Here is a 24,850-nt window from a genome sequence, read left to right on the forward strand (position 1 = left end):
CTCCTCGTGGAGATCGCGCAACTGGTCCTGGACTACCTGAAGGTCCTGATCTGGCCTGTCCTCGTGGGGGCGATTGTGTTCGGCTTCCGCGAGCAGATCCGGGAGCGGATCGAGGCTCTGAAGGAAGCCAAGACACCGATTGCACAGGCGACCTTCTTCGAGAAGCAGGCACAGGGAGTCCAGGCGAAAGCGGAGCACGCCGCTCTCTCGTCAGCGAGCACGGGTCAGGAAGAGCCCGACGCTCCGGCAGAGGAGGGACCACCGTCTTCCGATGCTTCCGGTCGCGAGGCTCAGAAACTCGAGCCCCGAACCGTGACCGCGCCCCGTGAACACTGGTTCGCGGTCGCGGCCGGAACCGTGCTGGAGGGCGCGGACTTCAGCGCCGCTCGCGAGATAATCCCGGTCGACCCGGACGCGGCGGTGATGCTCGCGTTCCGCGAGGTTGAGAAGGTGGCGCGAGCCGCCACGGTGATAGGCGACATGGAGCCTCTCTCTCGACCGGAAACTCTGCGCCAACTCACGCGTCGTATGGCTGGCTCGCTCGGTTCTGAACTAGTCGGCGTCGCTGAGGAACTCAGCCAACTGAGGAACTCTGTTACCCACGGTCAGGACACCGTCACTCCGAACGGGGCCGTTTCTTTCGTTGCTGCGTGCGAGGAGTTGGCTCGGGCGATTGCGTCGACGGGCGCGTCGAAACTCCGTCACCCGTCCCGCTCCGACGCCGTTCAGCGCCTCCTTCGCGAGGCGGGGCTACTCCCTGAGGGCTAGGGCATCCGACGCGCGTAGTCGTCGACGATCTGGTCGACGAGGTCCGCGAACTCGACGTCAGTGAGCACGTCCGCGAGTGGGGTCTCCTGGATGATCTGGGCGGCGGTCTCGTGAGCGTTCATGGCGGCGACGGTAGATCAAAGTTGACCTGTTCGGTAGCCATTCGTAAGACGCCTTACGCGTCCTGGTGGGGAAGCAACTCCTCCTCGACGTGCTTGATCCCCCTGGGCGAGATCACCGCGAGTCCCGTGGCTTGGTTCCACTCGATCTTGCGAGCCCTGTGCAGCGGAGTGAGTACGCGGCGTCGGTAGTCGGAGATCCGCGTCTGCTCCAGGTGCCGCGCAAGGTCCTTGTCCGTCTCCCCGCCTGGTTCGCTGTAGAGCAGGACGAGCGTGGCGTCCGCGAGACCGAGGCTGAGGTCGAGGACTCGCTTCACGTCGCCGATCTCCCACACGACCGGCAGGGTCCTGTCGACGAGGGCGTCGACGATCTTGGTCGCTGTGTCGACGTCGGTGTCGTGGAAGATCCGCACGAGTTCGGCCATGACCCATTGGGCACTGTGGAGCACGAGGGTCGCGTCCATTTGGTTGGGGTTGACCTCGCTGCCCGTGTGCGAGACGCCTCGGTTGTTCCTGATCTGGTAGAGCGCGACGAGGACGCGCGGGACCGTGACTCGGACGGAGTCGGGTCCGGCTGTCTTCGGCGTCTTCGCGAGCGCCTCGCAGGCGGTCTTCAGGTCGAAGCCGCTGGGCTTGCTGGCCTTCTCGACGTACTCGCCGTCCAGGTAGCCCTTCAGGATCCAGTAGACGATCTCGCAGAAGTGCCCGGCGTCGAGTTCTTGGGCGCGCCACCGGCGCTCGCGGTAGTTGCGCGTGATGTGCGAGAACTCGTCGAGGAGTTCGGCCCGCAGGCCCTGGGGAATGTTCCCCAGGGCCTGCGAGGTGTCGAGCGCCACGTCAGCCAGCCGACTTCTTCTCGCCGGGCATCTTGGACTTGATGTGGGTCTCGCCCTTCCACGTCACCTTGATCGAGTCGGTGTTCGCGGTGTCGATCCAACCCGTGCGGTGCGCTGCGCCGCGCAGGCTGCTGTCCGGGTGCGCGGGCGGCGACCAGTCAGCGGCGATGTAGACAGCGAGGATGCGCTCGACAGTGACGTCCTGGAAGCCCATCATCTCGCTCAGGTAGTAGCAGGCGAGCAGGCTCTTCTCGTCATTCGTGCGCGGCTTCTTCTCCTCGATGAACTCGTACAGCGACGGCTGGCCCGAGGGGGCGAAGTTGAGGTTCTTCGGCACGTTGTAGGACTTCTTGCCGTTCTTGCCCTTGCGACGCTTCGCCTGCTTCGGCGAGTTGTCGTCGTCCGACTCCTCGTGGTCCTCGTCCTTCGCAGCAGGAGCGGACGGCTCTTGCAGGGTAGGAAGGCCGCGCAGGACCGGGTTGGCCTTCTCGTCGGCGCTCCCGGTCTCGTCGGGGACACCGATCGCGCGGATCAGGGCGTCGAGAGCGGCGCGCTGATTCTTCTCGGAGCCGAAGGCGTTGACTGCCTCAGCGATGCGCGGCATCGCGTCGAGCAGTCGGTCGAAGGTGTCGGGCTTGGGGTTGTCGGGGTCAGGCATGTGGCCTCCTGCCACTGGATCTCCCCGCTTGGCCGTCGACGTCGGCTCTAGGACACCCCGCCCAGAAGATGACCCGGGTTCTTGATCCCCCGGCCCATCCGAGTAGTGTCAGCGTTGTCCTGCAAAGACGTTTCGCTGAGACCCCGGCGCGGAAGCCCTTCGAGACTCCCGTCGGGGTCTTCGCGGCTTACGGGGGTCATCCTACGCCCCAGTAACGACACCGATGTGATTCGTTCCCCTGCCGCTGTGGATAACTGACGGCTGCGGCGGCGCGAGGACGCCTCACTGAGTGACACGAGCCCCACGAGGCATCAGAAAAAACATTCCGCCTGTGGACGACACGCCGTGCCGATTCAGTTGACGGGCCTATCGCGTGCTGTATCCGCACGACGGTCGGAGGCTGGCCTTTCCTACGCCTATTGGACAGCCGGGGAAGCCCGGCGTTCAGCGCGAGCAGCAGGTCCATGCACTCCTGGGACCGGACCTCGCCCACCACCAGTCGGCTCGGCCGCATCCGCAGGCTCTCCTTGACCAGCTCGCGCAGCGTGATCTCGCCGGTCCCCTCGAGCCCGGCCTGCCGGGTCTGCATCGGCACCCAGTCGGGATGGGGGAACCGCAGCTCGAAGACCTCCTCGACGCTGACCACACGTTCGCCGCCCGGGATCGCGGCAGCCAGGCAGTTCAGGAGCGTGGTCTTCCCGGTCTGGGTTCCGCCGGCGACGAGGATGTTGAGGCCTGCGCGCACCGACGCGTCGAGGAACCGGGCGGCCGTCGGCGGCATCGACCCGAGGTCGACCAGGCCCTGCAGGCTCGCCGCCCGGAGCACGAACTTGCGGATGTTGACCGCCGAGAAGCCACGACTGATGCCTTCGAGAACGACGTGGAGCCGGTGCCCCTCAGGCAGCATCGCGTCGACGAACGGTCGGGAGATGTCGATCCGCCGGCCGCTCGACTTCAGCATCCGCTCGACCAGCTCCTGCACCTGGCCGGTGCTCAGCATCAGGTTGGTCAGCTCGTGCCGGCCGTTGCGGGCCACGAAGACCCGGCTGGGGTCGTTGATCCAGAACCACCCGATCCGTTGCGTCCCCGCAGGTCAACAACCGACCCTGAAGTCTGTGACACAGCGCGTGACACGAACGGGTGGCAATTGCGCGCCAACCACGTAGGTTGCGCCCATGACCGAGAGCGCGAGCGCGGAGGACCACGAGGAGACGTCGGTCGAGGTTGATCCCCGCACTCCAAGGCTCCGCGGGGAGTCGTTCGCGTGCCCCTACTGCGAGGCGTTCGCCCAGCAGGACTGGGACCACTTGTACTCAAACGGCAATGTAACCGGCGTGGAGCGTGCGACGTGCCACGCCTGCGGGAAGACGAGCCTCTGGCTGGTAGTGGAGGGCGGCATCCTCTTGTGGCCCCGGCAGTTGAAAGGTGGTGTCCCAGCCGCAGAGGACATGCCCGCCGAAGTGAGAACCGTCTACAACGAGGCCAGAGCCGTCGTCGATGCAAGTCCCCGCTCCGCGGCAGCGCTGCTCCGACTCGCGCTCGAAGGGTTGCTGGCCGACCTCTACCCCAGCGAGGGAAACCTCAACGATCGGATTGGCGCCGCCGCAGCCGCTGGGCTGTCGCAAACGGTCGTCAACTCGATGGACGTCTTACGGTTCAACGGCAACGCAGCGATTCACGAGATCAGTCGCGAGGACTCAGCCGACACAGCGGCCTCACTATTCGCGATTCTGAATCTTGTCGTGGAGCGCCTCATCACCGAGCCACGTCGCATCGCGCAGATGCACGCCGCCTTGCCACCGGGAGTGCTTGCTCAGATCGAGAAGCGCGACGGGGCTTCGCCTGGCTGACCCCATAGGGTGTCAAGCGCGCCACGTGCGAGGTCGTCCGCCCCCGGCATGACATGACCGTAGGTTTCCTCGACCAGCCGACTGGACCCATGTCCGAGGTACTTGGCGACGACGTTTGTCGGTAGGCCCATCATCAGCAGAACGCTGGCGAAGTGGTGGCGGAGGTCATGCGGGGTCACGTCGCTCAGGCCCGCCACCTGGGCGGCTCGGCGGAACTGGACGCACGTGAAGAGGTCCTGCCGGATCGGGTTTCCGTGGGTGGTGGTGAGCAGCACACCGTCCTCGTTGGGCGGGTATGCGGCAACGTGCTGGGATAGCGCCTCGACCACCTCAGTGGCGAGCGGGATTGTCCGGTAGCCGTGTTCTGACTTGGGCTCGACGAACTCGCGGCCGTTGCGGCTCAACTGCCGCTCGACCCGCACGGTCCTGCGGAGGAAGTCCACGTCGCGGACCTGCAGAGCGAGGAGTTCGGAGATCCTAACCCCGGTTGCGGCCTGCAGCAGGACACCGGCTGCGTAGCGGGGTTCCATCGCCTCGGCGAGGGCTCGGACCTGCTCGACGGTCAGGGGGACGATCTCGTCCTTCACCAACTTGGGGAGCACGATCTTCCGGGTGCACGGCGTGTGCAAGATCAGCCGGTCCTCGACGGCCGCGGAAAACACGGCACGGATCCACGTGTAGAGGTTCCGTACGGTCTGCGGAGCGTAGCCGGCGGCGTTGCGATTGCTGATGAACTCCTGCACCTCGGACGGCCTCACCAGCCGCAACGGCCGGGCACCTAGGGGCGTCTCGTCGAGGTGCCGCAGGTACGTGACTACCTGGCGGCGCGTGGACTCTCGGTGCGGTCGGGAGCGGGCCCACCGCTCGGCAAAGTCGCGGACGGTGGTGCGGTCGTTGGGCGCCACGTGGGTTCCGGCGTCGACCGTCGAGCGCTGGTCGCGGAGCCATGCCTGCGCGGCCCGGATGCCGCCACGTGGAGGAAACGACTTGGAGTGCTGGCGGCCCTCGGCGTCACGGTAGCGGGCGCGAATCTTGCCGGAGGGGAGCCGGTCGAGGCCTGGGGGCAGCGCAGTCACTGGGCGTCCCGGATCTTGCGGACGTAGGTGCGGCTGATGTCGGCCACGGTGGCGATCGTCGCGATGCGGTGGCCCTTGGTGAGGGCGTCTCGCACGAGGTTGTCGCGGACCTCGCGCTCGGCCTCGACCTTCGCTGTGAGGCGGCTGTAACGGCCTGCGGACTCGCGCAGGCTGTCAAGAGTGGTCATACGCGAAAGGTAGGCGAGCGGAACCGAGTGCGCAAGTGAGGTCGTCCTCACGCCGCTGCGTGAAGTGTTCGGGCACTTAGCGTGTCAGGTGTAGCACCGCTTAACGTAAGGGATCTGGTCCCAGACAACACCCGGGTTGACACGCCTTGCAGAACGGAACCAAGTGCGCGCACAATGGCACCCGCGAGCCCGAGCACCTCGCACCCGCAGACCACGCACAAGAGAGGTACGAGGTGTCAGAAAGCAAGGTGCCCCGCGAGTGGGGCAGCGACGCCTTCGCCTTCCATCGCCAGGCAGCGTGGCACGCGGACGCACTCAACCCCCGGTTCCCACTCGCGCTCCGTGTCGCCTACCTCGCGATGGGCACACACCGCGCCAACGGTCACGCGGTCTTCAAGCAAGGGGAGGTCGCCGCCGTGCTGGGCCGGGTCGACGAGGACGGCCACCACGCACCCGCTGACCGCCGGACCGTCTACCGAGCGATCCGGCAGGCCATCGACTTCGGGATGCTCGCCGAGGGGAGCGGTGCGCTTTGCCTCATCGTGCCGAGGCACCGCATCGCGGGTGGCCACGGCGCCCCCGACGCGCCCTGCCGACGACACCCGAAGCCCAAGGCCACCAGCAAGCACCTGCGGGCCATCTCGTGACCGGCCAAACGACTACCGCTGCGGTAGTCGTTTGCTCCGAACCGACTACCGCTGGTGTGGTCACTTCGCCCAGGACGACTACGGCCACGGGCGTCGTTTCAGGCTCAGCCTCTCTCCTCTCTCTCCCCACCCCAGCCGACCACCCCACCCGGCGCTCTGGGACCGGGGCTCGCCGCCCCAGACCCCGCGTCGGTGTGTCCTCACTCGCTCCGCTCGCTCCGGGCCACCGACCCGCATCGAGACGAGGGTCAGCGTCGTGCACGAGCGGCGCGGATGCGCCCACTGACTCGATTAGGGACGTCGGGCTATGCATCGACGGGCGAGAGCGCCGCCCGTGCGGTCTCACCGTGATTCGGCCGCCGCGTTGACCAGGCGTTCATAGGTGCTGAGGTCGATGCGTCCGTCATAGTAGGCCTGCGCAACCTCCGCGAAGGAGCCAGGTGAGTCAGGCTGTCGGTCCGCGAAAGCGTCGGCGAGGGTTGCCGCGGGGCGTCCTCGTTCGGGCCATGCACGAGCACGAAACAGTGACTCGACACGCTCCAGCGTCAACTCACCGCGTATCAGAGCGTCCAGGAGTCGTTCGACTTCCCAGTGCTCCGCACCGCCACGGCGTGACTCCCGATATCGAGCCTCAAGGTCATCACTATCCCGTCCGGCCAGAGTGCCGAACTGAGCGACACCGGATGTCCGCGCGTCGGCGACTTCGCGAGCAACCTGATCCCACAGCGCACTCGACTCGGCATCAGTGACGAGGCGCGACCTGTCCTTCGGGACGCCCCGCACAATCTGCATGTACATGCGTTCGAGGTCGTCACTGTCCATCGATGACCCCTCGCGTCTCCGACGGCGGGTCAAACAGCACTTCACGCACGACGATTTCCTCGGCTGCTGTCCTGGCGGCCTGATACCGCGCCATCCTCTGCGCGAATGTCTCGCCGGGCGGTTCCTCACCACGGAGGGCTTCCTCCAAGTCCTCAAGTTGGGACTGCGCCTCATCCGCAATCCTCCCGAAGAAGCGCGGTCGATCTTCAATGCGCGAGTAGGCGTTGGGAAGGTGGTGGCGCCAGTGATCCTCTGCCATGACTGCGAAACGACTCATTGAAGTCCTCCCTGAAAACCCTGATGAGTTGCACCCAAGCGCCAGTGTTACTCATAGAGTACGGACTTTTCACGGTGGTTTGACCAAGGTTCGATGAGTGCCCAGCCGCCGTCTCTCGTTCCAAGCGACGGCGCACAGGCGGGCGTTCGGAGATCAGGTGCGGCGGTTGCGTAGTGAAGCCGGCTGGACCCAAGAACAGTTGGCGGAGCGGGCGGGCGTTCACCGGTCGTACCTCGCCGCGGTCGAAGTCGGCGGCCGAAACCCAACGCTCGACGTCATCGTGAAGTTGGCCAACGCTCTGCACGTCCCCGTTCGCGACCTATTCTCTTAACCACCGTCGGCGGCGTGTCTCAGCGCCCGAGCGAGCGATGTCGGGTGCCAGTTGCGTGAACGTTTGGGCTTCAATCCTTCTGCGTCCAGAACGGCTCCTGCTTCGCGCAGGCTCATGCCCTCCGATCGCAGTTGGACCGCGCGTGCCAGCACCACCTGCTCACGCTCATCTGGCACCAGTTCACCCCCGTCGGCTCGGTACCCGAAAGGAGGACTCCCGTAGGCAAACCCACCCTTCAAGGACTTCGCGCGACGTCCGGCACGCAACCGCAGGGCGATCATGCTGCGTTCGTACTCCGCAACGGCACCCAAGACCTGACGAATGAGCCGGCGAGAGGGGTCCTCTGGATCGTCGATCAGGTAGGCACTCTCGCTCTCCGCCGTCGAGAAGACTGAGGCTCCAAGACGCTTGACCTCAGCCAGGAGCGTCTCTTGGACGATGAGGTCCCGCGCAAGTCGGTCCAGGCGGTACACCACCAGACCATCGGCGTCGCCATGCTTGAGCAGATCAAGCGCCAAGGGCAGGGCCTCGCGAGAGTCCAGTCCATTGCTTCCACTGACGCCCTCGTCGGAATGCCACTCAACCACCGAGTCGCGACGACTCTTGGCCCAGGCCGCGATCGAGTTCCGTTGGATTTCGAGGCCTAGGCCTTCCTCGGCCTGCCGGTCCGTAGACACCCGCAGGTAGGCGACCAACCTCACACCTAAGTGTACCAGCGTTTAGCGTATGGACATAGATGTAACAGTGCAGGTCAACAGCCTTTGCGCGCGCGTAAGACGTGTCACAAAACTCGCAATACAGCCATTAACTGGCGGCAGAGTCGCGAAGCGGTGCGGGCGGAGCGGCTGGCCTCGCGCCGCGGCTCCGGTCGGGCAGTGCCAGTGCGACTGAGCCACTTCCTGCGACCTACAGCCCACCGCCTCCGACACTTCCGGCCGACTCGGTGGCGTGCGCCTACTGGAGCCTGTGGCACTCCGTGGTCCTCCAGGAGGGCGCAGCGCGTCCTGAGGGCAACGTCAGGCGCCTCAGCGACTTTCTAGACGGCACGCTCAACAAACGAAGCACCCAGATCCGCTCAGGGCGAGCAGTAGATCCGGAGCCTGACACCGCACTGCTGCGCCGCCGACCAGGCCGAGTTCAGCAGCGCATGAACCTGCACGGCCACCGGCTTCGGTGTGGCCTTCTTCAGTTCGGCCGTCAGGGCCTTCTTCGAGAGTGACGCACCTAACACAAGCCAGACCTCGCGCTCCGTCGCGTGCGATTGCACAACCGCGTCGACCCGCTTCCAGTAGGTCGAGCCCTGCCTTGATCGGTGGCCAAGTCTGAGTCGGTCGGCAGTACCCAGTGGACCTCCATTCCATCGCCGAGCCCACGTGTCGGTATAGGGCGCGTCGGTGTTGCCGACGGATAGGTACTTCATGTTCTTGATCGCCTGCGACACGACCTCGTGGAGGGCCGAGGCGGAGATCCTGGATGCTTCGTCTGCCTTCTTGCTCTTGGCGTGGGCGAGGATCACCTTGGAGTCGTTGAAGCCGACGAAGTCCGCGATCTCGGTGCCCATGTCGGTGCATAGGATCGTCGCCTCACTGCCCAGCGCATCCGGGAGGAGGTCGAGGTCGAGTAGCCCGAACGCCGTCTCTCGGCTCCAGCGCCCGGCAGCGTCAACGGGGCCCTTCTCACTGAGCACAGCGCCCAGGCCGTCATGCTCAGTGAGAACGGAGAGCAATCCCAGGGCCGCCCCACGATCGCGACTCGCGAGCGACCAGAAGTTCCCGTTCGTGTAGACGAGGCCACCGGTGGTCGCGACTCGGATCGACTGCTCGCGCACCACGTCCTGCCAGAAGACATCGCGGGATCCGCTGACGGATCGGAAGGGAACACGCGCCGCTGACCCCAGTTCGAACCGTCTGGTGGTCGAGTTCCACGCGATGTGGACGGCGACCGCTTCTTCGTTGAGGACGATGCGGAATGTGCCGTCGTCGCTGACCTCTTCGCCGTAGGAGTCGATCCGCAGCGTGCTCTTGCCGTCGATGCCCTCGAAGTTGCCAGGGTCAACGTCAAGCAGGACGTGGGCTGGCTTCGGATCGGCTGGCGGGGTAACCGGGGTGGCGTAGCGGTCGATCGCCGCTGCGGGCGCCTGACCCTCGTCCAGTGCTGAGCCGATCTCCTTGAACCAATCGGAGAGATCGCCGAATGAGCCTTCTGACTTGCGCCGATCGGTCACCCGCGCGTTGCGCACGCCGGTGTAGCGCGAAACCCGGTCGCCGTCGATCTGGAGGTGTCCTTCTGCGGTGGCGTAACCGTAGGTCGACCCTCCAATCTCCGATGCGATGCGCCCCAGGTCGAAGGCGCTGAGGGATCGTGACCTGAGGCTCCACTGGCCCAGGTCATTGTTCGCGAGCGAGATGTCGGAGATACGGGAACCCGTGGGCAGCAGGCCCACCAGTGATCGGGCATCGACTGGCGTGCTCGACGCTCGGACAGACTCGGGTACGGATGAGCCGGAGTCGGACACGAACAACCGAGTCCCGTCCCAATGAAGGACCGTGTAGCCGAGCGTCATCTCAACGAACGCACCGGTTCGTAGCACCGGCGAGTTTCCTACGGAGAGGTAGAGGATGACGCGACTGTCAGCGTTGGGAGCGCCGATACTGAGGACGCGTTGATCCCGGGCGACGTGGTCGGTGCGGACCATCTGGGCAAGCACATCTAGATCCGGGGTCTCGTGCGGGAGGCGGAGAGATGCGCTGAGCCTGTACTTGACGTGCGTCCAGGCCGACTCGTCGTGGAGGTCGAACCGTTCGCGGAACAGGCGCTCCCAGTAGAAGGTTTCGGGCTGTGCTGCGAGAAGCGCCTCCACACCAGCGGGATCGGTCGCCATGGATCTCGGCGCCTCGCCCGCGTCGAATGTCAGGTAGCGCTCCCATGCTCGCTGCATCTCGTCGTCAGGCGAAAGGACCCACGCCTTCGCGTTGTCCGTTCGAGACGGATTCCTGAGCACCCTGCCGATCTGTTGGACCCGTGCCCTGTCGCTACCGAAGCCGTCGTAGACGGCCAGCACGACGACTGACGGGTCATCGAAGCCCTCGGTCAACTTGTGCTGATGTACCCAGAATCTGACATCGGGCCGGTCATCTGGTGCGGGGACTGATCGCCACAGGCCGCGGTCGCGAGCCGAGTGCTCGAACGTCTCATGAAACCCGACGGCCTTCTCCCCCGCGTTGTGTAGCGCGGCAACCACAGCCTCGACCGAGGCGCGGTTGCCGCATCGAACGATGACGCGGTCGGCCTTCGCTGGCGACAGCCGCCGGAGGCGCTTCAGGAGCCCTGCGACGAAGTCGCGCTCCGAGCCGCCTCGTTCAAGCCGCTCGAAGACAGGCTGCCGCAGCACGTTGTCCTCGACCGCGTCGGCATGGCTGTAGCGGTAGCGGGCCTTCTCGTCCAAGTCGAAGAAACGGTTGTCGTTTCGGAACGGCGTCGCCGTGAGCAGACAGGTGGGCAGCCCGGTCGCACGGACCGCTTCGGACCAGGTCGGCGCGGGCTCGTAGTGACATTCGTCCACGACGACCGCTGCGAAGTTCGCAAAGAGCGACCCCATCTCGGTCGGGTCGAGATCGACCCTCTTGTAGATCTCCAGAGCCATCGCCATTGTCGTGACGTGAATCAGCGGCTCAGCGTCAGGCCCGTGGTCGCTCTGAACAAAGTCCGCCGCGCTACGCACCCCGACGACGCGCGGAAGTCCCGCCGGTCGCTGAACGCCTAGGTTGGTCCAGACGCGCTCCTGTACATCCGCGCGCAGTTGCTTCGCCAGGGTCCGCCACGGTGCGAGGACGAGTACCGGACGACCCGTCAGTGCATCGCCCGGGTCCGCGAGCACGCTACCGATGACGGCGGACTTACCGGATCCCGTCGGCATTGACACCAGAGACGCGGCACCTCGTTCTTGCCTTCCGAGGTATTCCCGAAGTGTCCCGATCGCCTTGACTTGGTGGTCCCACAAAGCAGTCACCGCGGCGGCTCCGCCCTTCGCGACCTCAGAGCCTGCAAGCCGCCCATCAGTAGTGCTCTCTGACGTATTCGTAGGTCTTCTCGAACAACTCGCCCGTCACCGGGAGCCCGTAGTTCTTCAACGCCGTACGGAGTTCGCGGCGCACCTTCTTGTCGCCCGCGTCGCTCTCGGTCCATCCGGTGTAGGCAACCTCGATGACGATCGAGTCGATCGCCCAGACAATGTCCGGCACGATCTTGTGCAAGCCAGGCGGGGTGTTCTGCTCGACGATCTGGGTGAGGGCACCCTTGTTGGGGTCGAGCAGCCGCTCTGCCTCTTCGAGTTTGCCCTCCTCTGCGGCGCGATCGGCAGCCACGACGTCTTGGGCGATGCTCAGAGCCTGCTCCAGGAAGTCGAGGGACTCCTGAACGCTGGAGATGGCTCGCTCACGCAACTTCTCGATGCGCTCGGCGAGGCTCTTGTAGACCTTGCTGTCAGTGTCTGCGAGTCGCCGCTTAAGGCGGGCCTCGATGCTGTCTAGGACCTCTCCGAACACCTCGCCCGGGTTCTTCTCCGGATCGTCGATCGTCGGGATCTTCAACTGCTCGGCGATCTGCTTGATCAGTTCGAGTCCGGCGGCATCGAGGGTGACGTTCTTCGTGGGGTTAGTCCTCACGCTGACGTTCGTCATGTGCCCGTGGACGAGGTCCTGGGTCTTGGCGCCGAGCCGCTCCCACAGGAACGCCTTCGACACGTCTCGGGGGCGGATCGACTCGTACACCTTGGCGAGCCAGAGGTACGTCCCCCTGAAAGGGGCCAGCATCGGGTTCGGGTCGAGGAACTCCCAGATCGTCTGGATCGACACGAAACCCTCGATGAACTCCTCCTGCGCGGGGGTTTCCTCCTTGATCCGCTCGTGAGCCTCAGCGAGCGACGCAAACCCGGTGTCGGTCTTGTCGATGCCCGCGAAGAGCGCGTCGAGCCGAGTGAGGTCAGCCATGAACTTGCCGACCAACCGCGAGGTGTCGACGACGTTGACCTCGTCGGGTTCGTCGGTGTCGGCACGCGGTCCGACTAAAGCCTCGGCGATCCTCTTCGCTAGGCCGATGTAGTCGACGACGCGCCCGAACGCCTTGCGCTGTCCGGTGAGCGGGTTCTTCCACGGACGGTTCGGCCGAGTGATCGTCTGGAACAGGTTGGCCGCCTTCAGCGGCTTGTCGAGGTACAGCACCCCTTCTATGGGGGCGTTGAAGCCGGTCATCCACTTGGCTGTGACCAAAACGAACGAGAGCGGGTCGTCGACCTTCTTGAAGCGCCGCTTCAATGCCTCTTCCTGCTCTTCGGTCAGGAAGTACTTCTTCAGCGCCTCCGGCGTGCCTTTGGCGTCGGCGACGTGCATGACGACTGCGACCTCGCGGGCTTTGCTCGGGCCGCCGTCGGTGCCGGGCATGTCTGCTGCGTCGCCGAGTCGCTGCAACTCGGACCGGATCGCTTCTGCGTAGGCGACCACGAGCCGCTGGTTGTAGGCCACGACCTGTGCCTTCTGGCCGAGCGGGGCGACGTGCTTCAGGTAGTGCTCGACGATGTCGGTGCAAACTGCCGCCACACGCTGTGGGTTCGACAGCACTGTCTCGACGTGCGACGCCTTCCCCGAGAGGAACGCCTTCTCATCCTCATCGAGGTCCTCGGCATCCGCGAGTTCGTCGAACGCCTCGTCGAGGTCGGCCTTGTCGAGGTCGAAACCGACCGAACGGCCCTCCACGACAATGGGCTTGGTGAAGCCGTCGGCCATGGACTGCTCCGGCGTGTACCGGCTCATGATGAAGTCGGGGTCTTCCGGGTCCCCGAACAGCGCGAACGTGGACCGTTGACTGTCCTCGATGGCGGTTCCGGTGGCCCCGAAGAACTTGGCGTTCGGGACTGCTGCTCGCCATGCCTTGCCGAACTTGCCCTCTTGGGAGCGGTGCGCCTCGTCGACGAGGACGATGATGTTGTCGCGGTCGTTGAGGTGCCCGGCCTCAGCGAACTTGTGCACCGTAGTGATCACCACGGCGGGCTCGTCCCGCCTCAAGACCATCCACAGATCCCGCTTGCTAGACGCGACAACCAGCCTCGGCATGCCCGCGGTCTCGAACACTTCGGCCGTCTGCCGAACCAGGTCCTTGCGGTCCGCGATCACGATCACGGTCGGCGGTGACCCGAACTTCTCTGTCACGTTCGGGTCTCGCAGGATGCGCGCGGCCGCGAACGCCATCAGTTCGGTCTTGCCGGACCCCTGGTGGTGCCAGACCAGCCCGCCCGGTCGCCCACGGACCACCTTCCCGTGGATGTCCACGACGGCTTCGAACTGCGGGTACCGGGGCAGGAACTTCAGGTCCTGCTCGGCTGCGTCCCGCGCGTGCCGGTACATCACGAGGTCGCGCATCATCGGCAAGATCACCTCGGCACGTAACAGCAGGCGTGCGCCTCGCTCCACACGAGCGGGGCCGGTCATCTTCGACGGCTCGTCGGCCAGCGCACCCCACGGAGCCCAGATCTCCGACTCGGGGTCCGGCTCCGCCCGGATGGGCGCCATCCGGAACTCCAGGCCCTCGGTCGCCACGTTGAAGACGTTAGTCGCGAAGAACTGCGGATACTCGACCTCGTAGGTGCCGTAGATGTCGTTCGCGGCGTTCAGCCACGAGACCTGCTGCTTCACCGGGGTCTTGGTCTCCGCCACAACGAGCGGGATGCCGTTGACGTAGTAGACGACGTCGAGCCGGCGCGGCTTGACCCCACCGCGAATCGTCACCTCATCGGACACAACCAGACGGTTGCTATCCGGCTCGTCAAAGTCGATGAACCGCCGCGGCACGTACTTGCCGTCGACGGTCACGAACGAGTGGTCACCGCGCAGCATGACCGTGACCCGCTCATTGGCCGCCACGAGCCCGTTCTGCGCATCCAGAATCGCCTGGTTGATCTCGTGCAGCACCAGGTCGAGGTTCTCGGCCGCGTTGCCACCGAAGGCCGGGTCGAGGTCAGGATTCAGCACGATCAGGGTTTCACGAACCCAGGGCTCCACCAGCACGTCGTGCTCATCGCGCTGACTGTCGATGCCCGGGAGTCTGGCGCCCGGGATGTGCTCCCAGCCAGCATCCTCAGCCCAGTCAATGAGGGAGGTCTGGATGGTGGAGGTCTCGGTGAAGCCCATCACGAAACCGCCTCGCTTCGGCCCGGCGGGTCGACCGCGTCGAGCAGGCTCTCCTGCCACTGACCGTAGGTCGTCTTGGTCCCTCGTACGCGCCATTCCAGGCGCCCGTTCGAGTTGCGGCCAAGGACGACAGCGGATGCCGCGCTCGGGCTCGCGAAGACGGCGTCGCGGGTGAACGTGCGGGCGCTCCCGTCGGGCAGTAGGGACAAGGTCCCATCCGCCTCCAACTGCTGTCGCAACTTCTCGTAACTCCGGCCCTCGCCCGTCCACTCCGGGCGCGCCATGGACCCTTCGCGAACCACGAACTCGCCGTCGACTTCTTGAGCGGTCGCGTCTGCTCCTTTGACCGTCAAGGTGAAGACGGGCGACAGCGTCGACTCGGTCGGCGAGGTTGGCGCTGCCGTCGCAGCGGGCTTCGTGGAGCGGAGGAGGTTGATGCCGAGCACGGGCAGCACGATCTTCGCCTGCTCGATGAAGAACTCCATGTCGGAGCGGTCCGCCTCGGGCAGAAGGATCGGCTCAGGCGCAGTCGAGTTGTCGAGGGTGGCTCGGTTGGCCTGCGTCGCGAGGGTGATGAAGCGAGATTCCAAGTAGCGAGCGTGCGCCTTCGTGAGATTCATGTCCTTGCTCGTCAGTACGACGGCTCGGTCCCAGAAGTCCTTCTCGCCGCTGTGCTTGCGCAGTCGCTTCGACACGTCGTCGCCTTCGCCGACGTAGACGCGCGAACGACCTGGTGAGTCCGGGTCGTCGCCGAGCAGCAGGTAGATGCCGGTCCGCGTGACCTCAGCCCGCTTCAACAGAGTCGCCAGATCGGAGCGCGGCGCGGCGATCACGTGGCCAGTCCAGTTCATGATCTCGGCGGTGATGAGACCACCAGGAGTGCCGTCGGCGAGGAACAGTCGCACGGACTTCCCGAGAGCGGTCATGAGGCAGTCTCCAACATCTCGTCGTAAGACTCCGGGATCTCGAACTCTCGATTCAACAAGGACGACAGGAACCGTGACCGGAACGTGCGTAGGTGACCAAGTTCAGCGCGGGCCGAGTCCAACTCAGCGTCCAGTGCATTGAGTTCCTCGGCGACCTCACGCTGGCGCTCGACTGGTGGAAGTCGGACTGGCATTTTGCTCGACCTCTTGGCACTGATGTGCTTAATGCTCGTGCCTCCGGCGACGTCAAGGAATCGGCCGGATTCGTACGCCCACATACACCACTGGAAGGCGAAGTCGGGGACACAGACGCCCCCGATTGCCCGCAGGCGGAGCAGCGTCATCTGGAAGCAAACGGGCGGCGGCAGGTCATTTCTCCACATCGCTGGCATGCCCACTGCTTTGGCGCTCGCGCTGCCCTCGGACACGAGGACATCGCCATATCGGAGCCCAAATTTCTCGCGCTCGTGTGGCTCATAGTTCATCAGCAGCACGTCCGAGAGATTGAGAATCCCGTATCCGACATTGGCCGACCGCAGATAGGGCGTCATGTGCGGTCCGGATGCTCGATCGGGGGTGCGGCGGACTCCGGCCGAGAAGTCGAAGGCTTCCTCGGCGCGGACTTCGTCAACCGTGTCATCGTTGACAAGTCCTGCGCGTCGCAGGCGGGTGACGACGTGAAGGCGTTCAGCCTCTTCCTCCAGAGCGTCGATCTGCGCGTCCACCGCAGTCATCACGTCGACGATGCGGCGCTGGTCGGCGACTGGCGGGAGGGCGACTTTCGCCCCAAAGAACTCTCCCAGTCGGACGTTCAGCAATCCATGAGCCCGAGCACCTTCGCGCAACGTTCCTCTTAGCGAGTCGAAGAAGAAGGCGCCGTTGCACGCCCGCAATAGGTAGTCCGCCTCGATGCCCGGGCGTGGGCGAAACACGATGTACAAGGTCGTGACCACTGCTGGCTCGTCGCCGTCCCACCTCGCCACCACCCCCCACGGGGCGTCCAAAGACGTGCTCTTGTTGTAGACGAAGTCACCGGGCTGGACTACCCAGTAGCCACTCAGGTTGGCGCTCGCGACGCGCTTGTTGAAGTACGTCTCCTGGTCGACCAACCCCTGACCGGCGGCGACGGTGAGGACACGCTGATAACCGGCGGCGTTCTTCACAGCGACTCGGTCAGCGACTTCGTCGAGTCGCTTCACCACCCACTCACTCACTGGGCACCTCGAACATGCTCAGGTCGATACCCGCAGCGGTCAGGCGCTTGAACATCTCCGCCTCGGCCTCGATGCGCCTCTGCCGAGCGTCGGCGTAGGCGATCAGCGCGGTACCCAGATCGGCGGTCTCCTCAGCAGCGACCTTGATGTAGCGACCGATGTTGAGGTCGAAGCCATTGGTCTTGATCTCGTCGAACGGCACGAGCCGGACGTTGGTGCCGCCTTCGCCGTCGGGATCATCGCCTGTCTCGAACGCGTCGACGAGCACCTTGACGTCCTCGTCGCCCATCCGGTTCTGGTTCTTGCCCTTGACGAAGCGCGCCGAACCGTCGACGAAGAGAACGTGGTTGCGGCGCTCCTCCCGCTTCTGGTCGCGGAAGACGAGGATGCAAGCGGGGATCGTCGTGGAGTAGAAGAGGTTCGGCGGAAGGCCGATGACCGCGTCGAGAAGGTCCTTCTCGATGAGGCACTCACGGATGCGGGCCTCAGCGCCGCCGCGGAACAGCACGCCGTGCGGCATGACGACGCCCACGCGGCCCGAGCCCGGCTTCATCGACGAGATCATGTGCTGGATGAACGCGTAGTCACCGTTCTTCGCCGGAGGCACGCCGCAAAACGCGCGCGGGTCGGCGGGCCACCGGTCGGCTCCCCAGTCGGACAGCGAGAACGGCGGGTTGGCGATCACGGCGTCGAACTGGCGCATGCCGCCGTTCGGCTCCTTGAAGGCAGGGGCCCGGAGCGTGTCGCCCCGCTTGATGTCGAAGTCCTCGATCTCGTGGAGGAAGAGGTTCATCCTCGCGATCGAGGAGGTGGTCAGGTTGATCTCCTGGCCGTACACGCGCAGAGTGCGGTGGTCCTTGCCCTGCTCACGGACCTGGTTGATGGTCGCGACCAGCATCCCGCCTGAGCCGCACGTTGGGTCATACACGGACTCGCCGGGCGCTGGGTCGAGCACCCCGACGATCAGGTTGACGACCTCGCGCGGCGTGAAGAACTCCCCGGCCTTCTTGCCGGACTCGTCGGCGAAGTTCTTCAGCAGGTACTCGTACCCGGCACCGAGCAGGTCGTGACTGACGGTCGAAGGTTCGAGACGGATCTCGTTGAACGCGTTGATCAGCCCGAGCAGGGCCGACTCCGGGATGCGCTCCTGATTGCCCCACGATGCGTCACCGAAGACGCCCGCGAGCGAGCGGGGGTTTGCCTTCTCGATCCGCTGGAACGCCTTGGCGATCTCCGCGCCGAGGTTGGTCACCTTCGTCGTGACTTCGGACCATTGGGTGCCCTTGGGCATCTCGAAGCGGTGGAAGTCAGCCTCGATCTCGTCGGTGAGTTCGTCGCCGTACTCCTCGACGGCCTCGGCGCGCTCGTAGGCCCAGGTGTCGCTGATCCACTTCCAGAAGAGCATCGGGAAGACGTAGGTCTTGAAGTCTGCCGGGTCGACAGGGCCACGCAACGCGTTGGCGGCGGCCCAGAGTCGGGCTTCGAGATCCTTCTGAGTGAGGGTCATTACTTCCTTCGGTTCCGGTTCGTGTCTCATCCTGCCCGTCAAGACCGACAAATTCGGGCGTTCGACACGTGCACCCGTCAGGTCATCGTTCGGTGTGCTTGTGGTGACTGTGCCCGTTGCGAGACCACGCGCCGACGGGCCAGGTCGCAATCGCGCTCGTCGTCGATAACGGAGGAGCACGCCCGGCGTGACTCGCCCCTCGCAGTCCTCGAGGGCACATGCGGCTAAGCCCGGCTTCGTCGTGTCGACGGCGGCAATGCGGTCGATCTGATGGCCCGTGGGGTCGACAACGGGCACGGTTACTGGCAGGTGCGCATGCGGTTCAAGCGACTCCTGCCTCCCCCCGGGTCGCTATGACACAACCGTGACACAAACAGGGTGGACCCCCGCTTAGCACCGACTCGGGGGATGACCTGCACGCCTAAGCCAAGGTACACGTCGGGTCATGTGGTTTGACCTGCGACAACGCTAAGTGGGGGTGCAGGGGAGGAGGGTGATTTCAGCATGCTCGCCACCCGGCTCGGGTCGTTGACCCAGATCTCCTCCACGGCCGGGTCGTCGAGGAACGGCTGCAGCGACCCGAACCCCGAGACTCGCGCGACCAGCTCGCCGACCACCGAGTCGATGTCGGCCACCGGCGCGACCGAGCCGGTCAGCGACCGCTGGTCGTGGTCGCGGACGACGCCCTCGGCGATCCGCCGCACCAGAACCGCGTCACGCTGCGGGTCGACCCCCTCGCGACGCACCCGGTCGCGCACACGCTCGTCGAGGCTCTCCACCAGCTCCGCGTGGGCGTCGACCGCAGGCATGGGTCCCCCGTCCCGAGTTGAGGTCCTCCTCGCAACCTAGGCGTCTTTACCTTCCCGATCCACGGGTGCCGGGCAATCTGTGGAGAAGAGACGTGTCACGAGGACGGCAGCGCGTCCTTGACAGGCCCCGGGCCGCCGAGGAACCTCGATCGGAGGGGACGAGCCGGCGCCCCAGCGGCACCGCCGTCCCAGCACGACGGGGAGGTAGGCCATGGCTCGACGGCGCCGTCAGTGCGCGGCCATGCAGGAGTTCGAGCGGCTGCTGGAGGAGCAGCCGTCGTTCCGGACCAACCAGCAGCGGGCCGAGGAGTTCACCGCCCGCGCCGTCACCACCGGGGAGGCCGACCGGGTCGCCCGGCGGCTGGTCACCATCCCGACCGTGGTGCACGTGGTCCACAAGAAGCCGAAGGAGAACATCAGCAAGGCCCAGGTGGTGAGCCAGTTGACCGCGCTCAACCACGACTTCCGCGCCACCAACCCAGACGTGTCGAAGGTGCCCGCTCCCTGGCAGGGGCTCGTGGCGGACCCGAAGATCCGGTTCAGGCTCGCCACGCGCGACCCCGACGGCAAGCGCACCGACGGGATCGTGCGCGTGCCGACCGACCGGGCCTCGTTCGGCCCGGGGGACGCGGTGAAGCGGGCGAGCCAGGGCGGGTCGCCCGCCTGGCCGACCGACACGTACCTCAACATCTGGGTGTGCACGCTCGGCGGCGGGCTGCTCGGCTACGCCCAGTTCCCGGGCGGCCCCAAGGCGACCGACGGCGTGGTGATCCTCAACACCGCGTTCGGGACCGAGGGCACCGCGGAGGCGCCGTTCGACCTCGGCCGCACGCTGACCCACGAGGTGGGGCACTGGCTCAACCTGCGCCACATCTGGGGTGACACCCTCGACTGCAGCGGCGGCGACAAGGTGCCGGACACGCCGAACTGCGAGGGACCCAACACCGGTACGCCGACGTTCCCCTCGATCAGCTGCAGCAACGGCCCGCACGGCGACATGTTCGTCAACTACATGGACTACACGGACGACGCCGGGATGTTCATGTTCACCGCCGGGCAGGTCGCCCGGATGAGCGCCTGCCTCGCCGGTCCGCGCAAGTCGTTCGCCGGGGCCTAGCCCGTGCGGAGAGACCAGGTGTGCGGGCGCTGGGTGCACGTCCGCGAGGAGGACACCCAGGACGAGATGGTCTTCCGCCCCGCCGGCACCGACCTGCCGCCGTCCCGCGGGCGGGTCGCCTTCGAGCTCCGCGAGGACGGGACGTTCGCCGAGACCGGTCTGGGCGCCGCCGACGTCCCCGAGGAGGCCGCCGGCAGCTGGGAGCTCGACGACGACACGATCATCCTGAGCGAGGGTGCGGCCCAGGGCGTGCCGCGGGAGATGACGGTGGTGGAGGTGGACGACGAGCGGCTGGTCGTCCGCAAGCCCCACGACGGCGGGTAGGTCCGTCCGCGTGCCCTTGCCCGCCGGGCGCCGCTGTGCGTTCACTGGATCCAGCACCCAACCGCCAGGGTCTCGGGGTCGGGAGACGTCGGATGACCATCAACATCTTCGAGCAGATCAGCCGGTTCGCGCTGGACAGGCTGCGGCTCCAGGCCTTCTGGGTCGACGGGATCGAGGTCACCCAGGCCATCCAGTACTCCCGGGCCGACCGGCACCTCACGGACTGGCGGGACCGCGGCCGCGACAACTCCGTCACCCTGGTGTCCGACAAGGCCGCGTGGGTCAGGGTCTACGTCCACGCCCTGTTCCCGGTGGCGGTGGTCCGGGGCAGCGCCGTCCTGCAGCGACGGCGGTTCGGCGTCTGGGTCGACTCCCTGGAGCTGACGCCCCGCGGCAGCGGCATGATCGACGTGGACCCGACCCGCTCCTACGAGGACGAGCGCTCGGACACGGCCCACTCACTCAACTTCGTGATCCCCGCCGAGCAGATGCACGGCGGGATCCGGATCAAGGTCAACGCCTGGTCCGGCGGCCGCGTCCTCCGCGCCGAGGACCACGCCGAGGTCTGGGCGACCCAGCGCCAGACCCTCAGGCTGCGCGCCTTCGCGATCCAGTACGACGGCCCCGACGCCTCTGGCGCCACGATCCACCTGCCGGCGCCCACCATGGCCGACCTCGTGTCGACCGCCGCGTTCACCCTGCTCACCTGGCCGGTGTCGCGGACGCCGGAGCTGTCGATCCTCGGACCCACGCTGTGGAGCACCCCGCTCACCGGCGCGATCACGGTCAACCCCACGACCAACCAGCTGCAGTGCCCGAAGAGCTGGTCGGACCTGATCGGGTGGCTGAAGTTCGGCTGGTTCCTGGACGGCCGGCGCGAGGACGTCATGTACTTCGGCCTGCTGCCCAACGGGATCCCCGTGGGCGGGGCCGGCGGCTGCGGCGCACGCAACGGCCCGGTGGCGACGGGCTTCGTGAACGACACGGACGGCATGGCCCACGAGCTGGGCCACCTGTGCGGCTTCCCGCACGCACCCTGCGGCCTCGGCGCCGGCGTGTCCGGCGACCCCGACTACCCGGCGTACGAGGACTACGACAGCGAGACGAGCAAGATGGCCTCGATCGGCGAGTACGGCCTGGACGTCAACACCGGCGCCGTGGCCCGGCCCCGGACCGCGCGGGACACCATGTCCTACTGCCGCCCGCGGTGGCCGTCGCTCTACCAGTACAAGAAGCTGCTCGGGCACGCCCGGCTGCACCCGGAGTGGGTGCGTGACCCCGAGGACCGGCCGCCGGTGTGGGAGGAGGTCGGTGAGTACACCACGCCGTTCCCGCCGGACCCGCCGCCGTGGTCGCACGGGGTCGACCAGGTCGTGAACCCGGCCCTGGTGCGGCTGGTCGCGGTGGCGGGACAGCTGTCCCGGGAGGACGTCCGGGTCGACACGCTGGTGCGGCTGGAGATGGCCGCGGGCGGGCCCTTCGCCGCGTTCGACGACCTGGCGCTGGAGCTGCTCGACGCGTCCGGCCGGGTGCTGAGCCGGGGTGCGGTCGGCGGCGTCGTCGAGCTCGCGTGCGGCGACTCGCCCGGTGGGTGCGGCGGCTGCGGCGGGTGCGGGTCGGGACCGCGGCCCGACGTCCCCCGCAGCAGCACCGGGTGGACGGGCGCCGTCGAGGCGTACGCCGAGGACCACGACGACGCCGAGGTGATCCGGCTGGTCCGCGGGGACGAGGTCCTCTGGGAACGCCGCGCGGGCAGCCGCCCGGTCGTCGCGGACCTCGGTGTCGAGGTGCGGGACGACCAGCTCCACGTCCGGTGGTCGCTCGACGCCGAGGACGACACCCGGGTCGGCCTCCGCGGCAGCGTCGACGACGGTCGGACCTGGTCGCTGATCGCGCTGCCCGGCACCGCGAGCGAGGCGTCGGTGCCGGTCGCGCGGCTGAGGGGTCGACAGGTGCTCGTCCAGGCGGTCGTCTCGGACGGGTTCCACACGGTGGTCAGCGAGCCCGTGGCCGCGGCCGTCGAGGAGGTGTCCGGCCAGGTGGCCGTCGTCTTCCCCCCGGACGGCGCCCAGCTGCGCTCCGACCGCGACATGCGCCTCTGGGGCTGGGCGACCACCGCCGACGGTCACCCGGCCGCGGACGACGACCTGCTCTGGGTGCTCGACGGCGTCGAGGTCGGGACGGGACGCGAGGTGTGGCTCGACGAGATGCCTGCTGCGGGTGACCACGAGGTCGTGCTGGCGCTCGCGGGCGGCCACCACCGGCCCGAGGCGTCCGCGCGCTTCGTCGTCCACGCGACCGGGCAGAAGGCCGCCGAGGAAAACTGAGGGGCGGCGGTATCAGGGCGCGGTCGAACTACTCTGTCAGGTAGCGGGGCTCCTGCCGGAGAGTTCCTCCCCCCGATCGCCGCCCTCGGACGGCCGCGCAGGACGTGCTCGAAGGACGGAGGTGGCGCCTCGATGGACGACCGACACTGGCGCGACGACGACGCGCTGCTCGCGGCGCTCGCGGAGGCGACCCGGCAGGCAGGCGAGCCGACCGACACGATGGCGGCGGCCGCCGACGCGGCGTACTCGTGGCGCACCGTGGACGCCGAGCTGGCCGCGCTCACCTACGACTCCCTGGCCGACGACGCCGTGCTGGTGCGCGACGCCGGGACCGCCTCCCGGCAGCTGGTGTTCGAGGGCGAGGGCCTCGCGGTCGAGCTCGAGCACACGCCCGACGGCCTGGTGGGCCAGCTGGTCCCGCCATCCCGTGGCACGGTGATGCTCCTCGGCCCGGGCGGCGAGCTCGCCACGGTGCAGGCGGACGCCCTGGGGCTGTTCCACTTCGGCGGGCCCCGGCGCGGGCCGGTCCGGCTGCGGTGCGTGACCGGAGACCACGCCGTGCTCACCGACTGGGTGCAGGTCTGACGCCCGTCAGCTCCGCAGCCGCACCACGGCAGGTCGCTCGGACTCCTCGCGCATCATCTCCCAGGCCCGGCGAGCACTCACGCGTCCCGGCACCGTCCGGGCCGCGATGGCGCCGCTGACCGACGCGGCGGCGAACGACGTACCGCTCCAGCTCGCGAGGCCCTCGAACCTCAGGGGATCGCCCTTGTCGAACGTCACGGTCCCGTCCAGGTAGGTGCTGACCCGGTTCACCCCCGGGGCGAGCGCGTCGACCCACGGCACCCCGGCGGGCGAGAACGGCGCCGTCTTCCCGGCGTCGTCGGTCGCGCCCACCGCGATCACCCCGTCGAGGGCGGCGGGCCACGCCGGGCGGTCCGGTCCGTCGAGCGTGCCTTCCTTGCCGTAGTTGCCGGCCGCCGCGACTACCACGGTCTCCGAGGGGAGCCGGTCGATCGCCCGCGCCAGCACCAGTGGCGCCTCACCGTCCTCGGTGTGGCAGAAGAGCGAGAGGTTGAGCACGTCGAGGCCGTCCTGGCCGTGCGCAACGATCTCGCGAGCGACGCTCCAGGAGTCCGCGCTCCCGTCGTCGGCGAGGACCTGCCGTGCCGCGACCACGCAGCCGGGCGCCTCCTGGAGCACCAGGCCGGCGACGAAGGTGGCGTGCCCGGCGGCAGCAGGCGCGTCGCCGTCCGGCCGGACGTCACCGGGCGCGGCCACCCAGCCGCCCGCCAGCCACGGATGGGCGCGGATCGCGGTGTCGAGCACGCCGACCCGGACACCGCGGCCGGGGCGGGCCTCACGGACCGCGAGTTGCCGGTCACTGGCGGCGGGCGCGAGCGCCCCGCCGTGCGAGATCTTGCCGCCTCCCACGACCCCGCCGAGGAGGCGGTTCTTGCCCATGGTGGGCGCCCAACCGTTGTACGTCGCGGCGAAGCCGACGCGCAGACCGGTCAGGAGCCGGTCCAGGTGCGTGGGCTCACCGTGTCCGGAGCCCGCCAGCCGGGTCCCCACCTGCTCGGCGACCTCCGCGGAGAACCTCGCCGCCGCGGCGTCCGCGGCCGGCACCCGGACCAGCGAGAGCCCGAGCGCCGAGCTCCGCTCGACGTCCGCGTCCCCCACCTCGAAGTCCCTGAGCATCCGGACGACCTCGTCGGTGTGCTCCACGGCCACGACCAGGTCCACCGGGTCCGACGCGCCGCCGGCGCTCCCGTCCGCCTCGTGCATCGATGACATCTCCCCTCACAGATGACCAACGCCGGCGGAGCGTGCCCGCCACGGCCCACGATATGGCCAGCGGGCTCCGATGACA

The 24,850-nt window shown here is 67.1% G+C and carries 24 protein-coding genes; 8 read left to right on the top strand and 16 right to left on the bottom strand.

Translation table 11 applies throughout. The features are described 5' to 3' along the window. Positions 1-6: 6 nt before the first annotated feature. The gene (locus tag ACQ1X7_RS05665; RefSeq protein WP_432477193.1) at positions 7-768 is read left to right on the top strand and encodes a hypothetical protein; all 762 of its coding nucleotides are present in this window, start codon (positions 7-9) and stop codon (positions 766-768) included. Here ACQ1X7_RS05665 and ACQ1X7_RS05670 read toward each other — a convergent pair. The 4 genes from ACQ1X7_RS05670 to ACQ1X7_RS05685 form a co-directional block, all read right to left on the bottom strand. Further along, the gene (locus tag ACQ1X7_RS05670; protein WP_432477194.1) at positions 765-890 is read right to left on the bottom strand and encodes a hypothetical protein; all 126 of its coding nucleotides are present in this window, start codon (positions 888-890) and stop codon (positions 765-767) included. The two genes, ACQ1X7_RS05665 and ACQ1X7_RS05670, sit on opposite strands and share 4 nt — an antisense overlap. 53 nt (positions 891-943) lie before the next feature. Continuing rightward, positions 944-1,723: a hypothetical protein gene (locus ACQ1X7_RS05675; RefSeq protein ID WP_432477195.1), complete on the bottom strand. Its 780-nt coding sequence runs from the start codon at positions 1,721-1,723 to the stop codon at positions 944-946. Between the two features lies 1 nt (position 1,724). Beyond that, positions 1,725-2,381: a hypothetical protein gene (locus ACQ1X7_RS05680; protein ID WP_432477196.1), complete on the bottom strand. Its 657-nt coding sequence runs from the start codon at positions 2,379-2,381 to the stop codon at positions 1,725-1,727. Positions 2,382-2,577: 196 nt separating this feature from the next. Beyond that, positions 2,578-3,456, bottom strand: a complete 879-nt coding sequence (locus ACQ1X7_RS05685; protein WP_432477744.1) for a CpaF family protein — start codon at positions 3,454-3,456, stop codon at positions 2,578-2,580. Between the two features lie 100 nt (positions 3,457-3,556). On the opposite strand from ACQ1X7_RS05685, the gene ACQ1X7_RS05690 reads away from it, so the two are divergent. Further along, positions 3,557-4,231 (top strand): DUF4145 domain-containing protein, encoded by a 675-nt coding sequence (locus ACQ1X7_RS05690; protein WP_432477197.1) that lies wholly within the window; start codon positions 3,557-3,559, stop codon positions 4,229-4,231. Here ACQ1X7_RS05690 and ACQ1X7_RS05695 read toward each other — a convergent pair. Both ACQ1X7_RS05695 and ACQ1X7_RS05700 read right to left on the bottom strand, forming a co-directional pair. After that, positions 4,195-5,307, bottom strand: a complete 1,113-nt coding sequence (locus ACQ1X7_RS05695; protein ID WP_432477198.1) for a tyrosine-type recombinase/integrase — start codon at positions 5,305-5,307, stop codon at positions 4,195-4,197. The two genes, ACQ1X7_RS05690 and ACQ1X7_RS05695, sit on opposite strands and share 37 nt — an antisense overlap. Then, positions 5,304-5,495 carry a hypothetical protein gene (locus tag ACQ1X7_RS05700; protein WP_432477199.1) on the bottom strand — a complete coding sequence of 64 codons (192 nt, stop codon included), beginning with the start codon at positions 5,493-5,495 and terminating at the stop codon, positions 5,304-5,306. The genes ACQ1X7_RS05695 and ACQ1X7_RS05700 overlap by 4 nt, the downstream gene beginning before the upstream one ends. Positions 5,496-5,728: 233 nt before the next feature. Here ACQ1X7_RS05700 and ACQ1X7_RS05705 point away from each other — a divergent pair, with 233 nt between their 5' ends. Beyond that, positions 5,729-6,142, top strand: a complete 414-nt coding sequence (locus ACQ1X7_RS05705; protein ID WP_432477200.1) for a hypothetical protein — start codon at positions 5,729-5,731, stop codon at positions 6,140-6,142. Between the two features lie 342 nt (positions 6,143-6,484). On the opposite strand, the gene ACQ1X7_RS05710 is transcribed toward ACQ1X7_RS05705, so the two are convergent. Beyond that, entirely contained in the window at positions 6,485-6,964 is a 480-nt protein-coding gene (locus ACQ1X7_RS05710) for a hypothetical protein (protein ID WP_432477201.1), read from the bottom strand. Next, positions 6,954-7,223: a hypothetical protein gene (locus ACQ1X7_RS05715; RefSeq protein WP_432477202.1), complete on the bottom strand. Its 270-nt coding sequence runs from the start codon at positions 7,221-7,223 to the stop codon at positions 6,954-6,956. The genes ACQ1X7_RS05710 and ACQ1X7_RS05715 overlap by 11 nt, the downstream gene beginning before the upstream one ends. 115 nt (positions 7,224-7,338) lie before the next feature. Here ACQ1X7_RS05715 and ACQ1X7_RS05720 point away from each other — a divergent pair, with 115 nt between their 5' ends. After that, positions 7,339-7,572, top strand: coding sequence for a helix-turn-helix transcriptional regulator (locus ACQ1X7_RS05720; RefSeq protein ID WP_432477203.1), 234 nt, complete (start codon positions 7,339-7,341; stop codon positions 7,570-7,572). Here ACQ1X7_RS05720 and ACQ1X7_RS05725 read toward each other — a convergent pair. From ACQ1X7_RS05725 to ACQ1X7_RS05755, 7 genes are all read right to left on the bottom strand, one after another. Continuing rightward, positions 7,569-8,267 (bottom strand): recombinase family protein, encoded by a 699-nt coding sequence (locus ACQ1X7_RS05725; RefSeq protein ID WP_432477204.1) that lies wholly within the window; start codon positions 8,265-8,267, stop codon positions 7,569-7,571. The genes ACQ1X7_RS05720 and ACQ1X7_RS05725 overlap by 4 nt on opposite strands. Before the next feature lie 380 nt (positions 8,268-8,647). After that, entirely contained in the window at positions 8,648-11,581 is a 2,934-nt protein-coding gene (locus tag ACQ1X7_RS05730) for a DEAD/DEAH box helicase (protein WP_432477205.1), read from the bottom strand. Positions 11,582-11,627: 46 nt separating this feature from the next. Further along, positions 11,628-14,753: a type I restriction endonuclease subunit R gene (locus ACQ1X7_RS05735; RefSeq protein WP_432477206.1), complete on the bottom strand. Its 3,126-nt coding sequence runs from the start codon at positions 14,751-14,753 to the stop codon at positions 11,628-11,630. Next, on the bottom strand, positions 14,753-15,679 hold the full coding sequence (locus ACQ1X7_RS05740) for a GIY-YIG nuclease family protein (RefSeq protein ID WP_432477207.1): 927 nt from the start codon (positions 15,677-15,679) through the stop codon (positions 14,753-14,755). The genes ACQ1X7_RS05735 and ACQ1X7_RS05740 overlap by 1 nt, the downstream gene beginning before the upstream one ends. Beyond that, positions 15,676-16,893 carry a hypothetical protein gene (locus tag ACQ1X7_RS05745; protein ID WP_432477208.1) on the bottom strand — a complete coding sequence of 406 codons (1,218 nt, stop codon included), beginning with the start codon at positions 16,891-16,893 and terminating at the stop codon, positions 15,676-15,678. Before ACQ1X7_RS05745 ends, ACQ1X7_RS05740 begins: the two co-directional genes overlap by 4 nt. Beyond that, entirely contained in the window at positions 16,886-18,400 is a 1,515-nt protein-coding gene (locus ACQ1X7_RS05750) for an N-6 DNA methylase (protein ID WP_432477209.1), read from the bottom strand. The genes ACQ1X7_RS05745 and ACQ1X7_RS05750 overlap by 8 nt, the downstream gene beginning before the upstream one ends. 443 nt (positions 18,401-18,843) lie before the next feature. Further along, positions 18,844-19,209 (bottom strand): hypothetical protein, encoded by a 366-nt coding sequence (locus ACQ1X7_RS05755; RefSeq protein WP_432477210.1) that lies wholly within the window; start codon positions 19,207-19,209, stop codon positions 18,844-18,846. A gap of 211 nt (positions 19,210-19,420) precedes the next feature. On the opposite strand from ACQ1X7_RS05755, the gene ACQ1X7_RS05760 reads away from it, so the two are divergent. From ACQ1X7_RS05760 to ACQ1X7_RS05775, 4 genes are all read left to right on the top strand, one after another. Further along, on the top strand, positions 19,421-20,326 hold the full coding sequence (locus tag ACQ1X7_RS05760; protein ID WP_432477211.1) for a zinc metalloprotease: 906 nt from the start codon (positions 19,421-19,423) through the stop codon (positions 20,324-20,326). 3 nt (positions 20,327-20,329) lie between these two features. Further along, complete coding sequence (locus ACQ1X7_RS05765) at positions 20,330-20,650, top strand: hypothetical protein (protein WP_432477212.1); 321 nt, start codon at positions 20,330-20,332, stop codon at positions 20,648-20,650. Positions 20,651-20,742: 92 nt separating this feature from the next. After that, a complete protein-coding gene (locus ACQ1X7_RS05770) occupies positions 20,743-22,977 on the top strand; it encodes a hypothetical protein (protein WP_432477213.1) in 2,235 nt (744 codons plus the stop codon). 132 nt (positions 22,978-23,109) lie between these two features. Next, complete coding sequence (locus ACQ1X7_RS05775) at positions 23,110-23,562, top strand: hypothetical protein (RefSeq protein ID WP_432477214.1); 453 nt, start codon at positions 23,110-23,112, stop codon at positions 23,560-23,562. 6 nt (positions 23,563-23,568) lie between these two features. Here the strand turns inward: ACQ1X7_RS05775 and ACQ1X7_RS05780 are convergent, their stop codons facing one another. After that, positions 23,569-24,765 carry a S8 family peptidase gene (locus tag ACQ1X7_RS05780; RefSeq protein ID WP_432477215.1) on the bottom strand — a complete coding sequence of 399 codons (1,197 nt, stop codon included), beginning with the start codon at positions 24,763-24,765 and terminating at the stop codon, positions 23,569-23,571. Between the last annotated feature and the right edge of the window lie 85 nt (positions 24,766-24,850).

This window comes from Nocardioides sp. GXQ0305 (assembly GCF_050880345.1).
Taxonomy (GTDB): domain Bacteria; phylum Actinomycetota; class Actinomycetes; order Propionibacteriales; family Nocardioidaceae; genus Nocardioides.